The organism is Streptomyces musisoli, assembly GCF_016741855.1.
Lineage (GTDB): Bacteria > Actinomycetota > Actinomycetes > Streptomycetales > Streptomycetaceae > Streptomyces > Streptomyces musisoli.
The window spans coordinates 1-5,803 of record NZ_JAERRH010000058.1; the positions used below are offsets into that span (position 1 = coordinate 1).

The 5,803-nt window shown below is 67.2% G+C and carries 3 protein-coding genes and 2 pseudogenes; 2 read left to right on the forward strand and 3 right to left on the reverse strand.

Annotated features, from left to right (window positions below):
- Positions 1-294: 294 nt before the first annotated feature.
- Positions 295-408: pseudogene (locus JK361_RS40250) on the reverse strand (IS5/IS1182 family transposase); the annotation flags it as partial.
- Between the two features lie 578 nt (positions 409-986).
- Between JK361_RS40250 and JK361_RS40255 the strand changes: the two are divergent.
- The gene (locus JK361_RS40255) at positions 987-3,938 is read left to right on the forward strand and encodes a P-loop domain-containing protein (RefSeq protein WP_201828148.1); all 2,952 of its coding nucleotides are present in this window, start codon (positions 987-989) and stop codon (positions 3,936-3,938) included.
- Positions 3,939-3,944: 6 nt separating this feature from the next.
- Here the strand turns inward: JK361_RS40255 and JK361_RS40260 are convergent.
- Positions 3,945-4,400: pseudogene (locus JK361_RS40260) on the reverse strand (transposase family protein); the annotation flags it as partial.
- Between JK361_RS40260 and JK361_RS40265 the strand changes: the two are divergent.
- Positions 4,393-4,809 (forward strand): hypothetical protein, encoded by a 417-nt coding sequence (locus JK361_RS40265; protein WP_201828152.1) that lies wholly within the window; start codon positions 4,393-4,395, stop codon positions 4,807-4,809. The pseudogene JK361_RS40260 and the gene JK361_RS40265 overlap by 8 nt on opposite strands.
- 150 nt (positions 4,810-4,959) lie before the next feature.
- Here JK361_RS40265 and JK361_RS40270 read toward each other — a convergent pair whose 3' ends face one another.
- A complete protein-coding gene (locus JK361_RS40270) occupies positions 4,960-5,496 on the reverse strand; it encodes a hypothetical protein (protein WP_201828150.1) in 537 nt (178 codons plus the stop codon).
- Positions 5,497-5,803 lie beyond the last annotated feature (307 nt).

Genomic DNA, 5,803 nt, shown 5'->3' on the forward strand with positions numbered 1-5,803 from the left:
TCTTAGTCTTTGTGCTCGCTCTTGTGCTCCCGCTTGATCCGATCGATCTCGCTGTGCGGGGCATCCGTTCTCCAGCCGCACGTACAGGTCATCGCCACCTTTCCTGAGGGGACAATGTTTCGGGACTCGTATTGCCCGGCGGGCAACTCCATCATGTAATGCGTCCAGCTGCCCTGATGACGGCTTGTCATGAAGGACAGGTTACGAACGTCTGGGGCCGTTCGCTATCTCCCAGCCGCGCTCGCGCTGTACTCGAGGACGCGGGCGAGGAATCGGTGGGATCACTGAGCTTCTTCAGCGTTGCCGCTCCAGGGTGAGGACAGCTGCGGAGATTGACGACATTCGATCCGGGCTGCACCGGGCCCTGCGGAAGGTCCGCCAGGACTTCAGTCGTGCGACGCCTCGCTCGTGGCTCAGGCATCGTCGGGTTCCGGCTCGTAGTCCTGCCCGGAAGGCGCCGGTGGCCTCGCATCCACGGTCTGCGCCCGCGTCCGCGGCGTGCGACGCATCTGTGCGGCTTCTCGTGCTCGAAGCCTTCCGGCCTCCACGGGGTGCCGGAGCAGGAGAGCAAGGACGTCGCGAGCCGCCCGGCGGCGCGCCGAGCGGGTCGCAAGCATCGCGACCAGGGCGCTCAGGACGACGGTCGCGCTGTAGAGCAGGGCCGCCGCTTGGATGGCCGGCCCGGCGTGATGCAGCAATGTGAGGAGATGAGTCATGGAGGTACCCCCCTCGGGATAGGTTGGCCTGCCATGGCACCTTCGCAGCCTCATGCCCCGTCACGCGATCCGCGACCGCCGCGGAACGGGGTAGATTCGCAGCTCACAGCCGGTGGGGACGGCGTAGCGGGATCGTCTGGTGCACCGGACGACCACCGGACGGCCCAAGACGATCCAGCTGCGTTCTTCGGGAGGAAGCTCAGGGCTCTGATAAAAGCCAGGAGGCTCTCGCTCGCCCAGATCGCCGACGCAGCCCCAGAGGAACTCGCGTTGTCGAAGCAGAAGCTGAGCCGGTGGCAGCGCGGCGAGAACGTTCCGGACTGGAGATCCCTGCGCAGACTTCTGTCGTCGGTGCTGCTGCCAGATGGTGGATTCGACCGCAGCACGGAACGGACCTGGTACGCCTGGCACGACGCCGCTTACCGTTACCGGCAGGACAACCGGGGCGGACGGCGGATGGCGGCTCCGACCGAGAAGGCGCCGAGGACGACCGCAGGAGGCTGCGGCGTCCGATTCGATGACGGTGAGCTGGAAGCCCACTGGAGTCCCAGGGCGCGCGGCGTGGAACAGGGCCGGGCCGGCTGGTGCTTCACCGGCCGCACGTTCGCCCTGCGGCAACTCGTCGCCTGGCTGGATGCCGAGGCTCCCGACGGGCAGGTGCACGTCGTCACGGGTGGCCCAGGGTCGGGCAAGTCCGCCGTACTGGCGCGGATCGTCACGCTGGCCCACCCCACGACGCGTACGCTCACCCCACTGGATGACGCACCCGACGGTACGGTTCCGAAGATCGGCTGTGTGAGCCTGGCGATCCTGGCGCGCGGACGGTCACTCACTGACGTGCTGGCCCGCATCGCTGCGGTGACAGGGACTGAACTGGCTGCCACGTTGCCCGACCGGCAGCTGGACCTCCTCGTCAAGCACCTGCAATCCCAGCCCTCGCCCGTGACTGTGGTCGTGGATGCGCTGGATGAGGCGGCCGAGCCGGACGCCATCGCGCGTGCCCTGCGGCGGGTCGCCGGTGACGCCGAACAAGCTGGGGTACGCATCCTGGTCGGCACGCGGCCCGGCCACCAGAGAACACTGTTGAGGGCCTGCGGCCACGACGCGCGGGTCATCGACCTCGACAGCGAGCCATGGCTGCACCGTGACGATCTGGTCGACTACGTGCGCCGAAGGCTGCTGTCCACGGAGGATCCGCACTTGAGGAGCCCGTACCGGAACCGACCGGAACTGGCCGAACGGGTGGCGGACGCGGTCGCCGACCGCGCGTTCCCGACCTTCCTGATCGCGCAACTTGTCAGTCGGACACTGACAAACAGCGACACCGTCTTCGATCCGGACATCGACGACTCGCTGCGCCTGCCAGGGACGGTCGCCGACGCCTTCGACGACTACTTGGTCCGCCTCGGGCCGGATCGGGTCCGGGTGCGGGATCTCCTCATGCCGCTCGCGTACGTTCATGGCAGGGGACTGGCGCGGGACGTGGTGTGGGTGACACTGGCAGGCACCCTTGCCCCAGGCGGTTACACATTGGCCGACGTGGACTGGTTGCTTGCCTCGGCGGCCGACTTCCTCGTCGAGCAGATCGTCGACGACGGCACCGCCTCTTACCGCCTGTACCACCAGGCGCTGGTGGAAGCCCTGCGACTGAGCAGGAGCGAAGACGTGGCCCAACGCCAGATCACCAAGGCCCTGACCGAGCTGGCGCCGATCGTCGGCGCGCGCCGGGACTGGGACAGCGCACCAGCCTACGTACGCCGCTATCTGGCCCTCCATGCCGCGGCCGCCCAACAGCTGGAGCCTCTGCTCAAGGACGCCGACTTCGTCCTTGCAGCCGAACACGGGGTCCTGACGACGGCACTCGAAGAGTGGACCGATCACGCCGAACCGGAGGAAAGCCGTAGCCGAGCACAGTTTTTCCGCCTCGTCCCCGACCAGGGAGACGACCGGCTCCGGCGAGCCGCGGAGCTGGAACAGGGTGCACGCCACCTCGGCCTCGACCACCTCGCCGAGCAGGTGGACCGCATCGCCCCACACCGACCGTGGACGACATCGTGGGCCCACCTGGGCTGGGGCGACCGCGTCGACGCACACGGCTGCTACCACGGCAACGTCCATGCGATTGCGATGGTCGAGTCAGACGGGGAGCCGACCCTGGTACTCAGCGGGTGCGGGCGCCTTATCGCACGTCGCCTGACCGACGGCCAGTTCCTCGCGGAACTGGGGTCCGGCCGGCCTTACGGCGGCGTGGAGGACTTCGGGGACGACTGGTTCGCGCACCTCGCCTGGGCGTACGGAAACGGCGACGGGGCCCCTGATCCCTTCAACCCGGGCGTGTTGATCTACACGATCGCGAGCGGTCAGGTCGGCGACCAGACCTATCTGGTGACGGGCGCACATGACGGCGCTGTGCGGCTGTGGCACCTGGGGCCAGCCACCATATGCTCAGCTCACGAAAAGACCCGCACTGCTGCGGTTGCCGCATGGCGTACCGAACGATTCTACGGCCCATTCTGGCTCAAAGGAGCAGGATTCGTGGGCGGCGACCACCCGCTGGTGGTGGCCGCCGAGCTGAACGGTGACGTTCACTTTCTTGATCTGGAGTCCGGATCGCCGGCGCACCCCACCGCAAGGCATCCCGGTGATTGGCTGTGGGCCGTCACCTGCGCGCAGGTGGCCGGGCGACCCGTGGTGTTGACCGCCGGCACCTTCAGCGGCGACAAGTCCACACGCGGCTGTGTGCAGATGTGGGACCCGGCCACCGGCATGGCCATGGGCGAGCCGATGCTGCACGACTCCGAGGTGCGGGCTGTCACCGTCACCACCCTGCGCAACCTGACGGTCGCGGTCACCCGCACGTTCGGTGACCTCAGTATCTGGGACCTCGCCACGGGCCGGCTGGTACGGCGGAAGAGTACTCATCTCTTCTCTACCCACTCCAACATGGATGTGATGGAGATAGCGGGCCGACAAGTGCTCGTGTTCGGCACTGAGCCATCCACTCTGATCTGTGAAACCGACGGGTCCGCAACAAGCGTCAGTAGACACCGAGTTGATCTCGTCGACCTCGTCTCACTGGAGCATCTCGGTACGATTCGGATCGACGACGGAGTGCTCACCGTACTGGGCGTCGGCAGGCACCTCGTCGTTGGCTGTATGACAGGAGCAGTGGCACTGCGACTGGACGACACGCTGGTTCGGCCATGGTCTGAAAGTAACTGAGGTTCTTCAGCGTTGCCGCTCCAGGGTGAGGATGGCTTTGGCGATTGACGTCATGCGGTTCGGACTGCACCGGGATCTGCGGAAGATCCGCCAGGACTTCAGGCGTGCGACGCCGCGTTCGACCGGTGCCCGTGCCGCGGCCAGGGCCCGGTTGACGGTCTTTTCGGTGAGGGTGAGCTCCTGAAGGGGTCTGCGTTTGATGCCCGTGGTCACCCAGGGCCCGCCGCCCTGGTAGGCGAGGTCGGCCAGGATGGGGACGCCCTGGCGCTCGCAGATGCGGATGATCCCGTGGGTGCGGGCCGCGGTCAGGTCATGAGCCCGGCCCGGCAACGCGGGTGACAGCCACAGCAGCCGGCCGCCCGGATCGGTGACCACCTGCACGTTCACCCCGTGCCGACGATGCTTGTGCGAGTAGTCGGCCCGTCCGTCGCCGACCCGGTCGCACTCGGCGAGCGTGCCGTCGGAAGTCGTGCGGGGAGAAGACGAGCGGTTCTCCGCTGGCATTGGTCAGGCCCGTGGCGGCCGGCGCGTTGATCAGAAGCTTGCGGAGCGCGGTCGGGGTGAAAGCGCGGTGTTCGGTGCCGATACCGCGCTGGAACAGCAGCGGCATCGGCGGGTTCCAGACCCGCTCGTGGACATCGTAGGAGGTCACCAGCGGGATCGCACGGCTGCTTCCTCGCAGGCGGCGGACGATGATGGAAAGGACGTCCGCCAGTTCCGGGCTGACCAGCAGGAGCCGTTCGCTGTCGGTCTTGGATGGGGCGACCTGCAACAGGGGCACGACTTCGCCGGTGCTCGGGAGCCGGTATTCGGTGACGCTGTGGTGGGTCAGCTCCAGGAGCTCCTCGTTGCGGATGCCGGTCAGGCGTAGGACCTCGATCGCGGCGAAGGCCCAGAAGGCTTCAGTCTCCTCGTATGTGAGGTTCCGCCGCCGCCCCGTCGAGGTCTCCCTCGGCCCAGGTCATGTGCCCGGCGGCCTTGGTCGTGACGGCTCTGCGCAAGGCTCCGGCGGTGTCGGGGATCAGGTCCCCGGGCCGGTGTGCTCGGCGGCGGCAAGTAGTTCGGCTGCGGCACGTCGCCTGCGGTCGACGGTGTCGGCCAGCATCGGCAGGACGGGAAGCCGTTCGCGGGTGCGCTGGTCCATCCGGGCCTTGCGGTGCTTGCGGTCCTTGGCCTTGCTGATCTCTTCGTCGCTGATCGGGCAGGACACCACCCACCGTGCCCAGCGGCCTGGCTCTTCCGCAGCCCGGTGGGCGATGTCCAGATAGAAGGCGCGGACGCGGGTGAGCTCGTCCTTGGCGTTCAGCCTGGGGCTGGCGACCTCGACGGCGGTGCCGTCCGAACCGATCGTGGTGCGCTTCTTGGTGGCGATGTCTGTCTTCCAGGCGCGGGCCAGTGCTGGTGGCAGCCGCAGGGAGCCGATGCCTGGTGAGAGGGCTTCGACCGGGTCCAGAACAGCCCGGCCAGGGTCCGCGAGACCGCGTCCAGGCTGGTGTAGTCCAACGACGGCTGCCGTTCGCGCAGGTAGTCCACGATCAGGTCGCGAACCGGGCGACACCGGATCGGATAGTGATCCACGAGTTCTTCGATGCTCAGTCGGCCGGCGGCAAGCCCGAAGGCCCGGATCGTGGCCGGGGCGTCCTCAGGGAAGACATCCAGAGCCCGCAGTCGAAGGTAGAAGTCGACTTTGCGCTGACTGTCAGTTTCCGAAGTCGCCTGCATGGATGTCCGAAGTCGTGTGCGTGATCACGAGCTGGTTGTTCATGTCGAGCTCGAACTTGCCGCTCGCCGGGTCTTGATGTCGCGGTAGCGGTACGCCGCGATGGTCAGGACCATCGCCATGAAGAAGGGCCAGCTTACTGAGA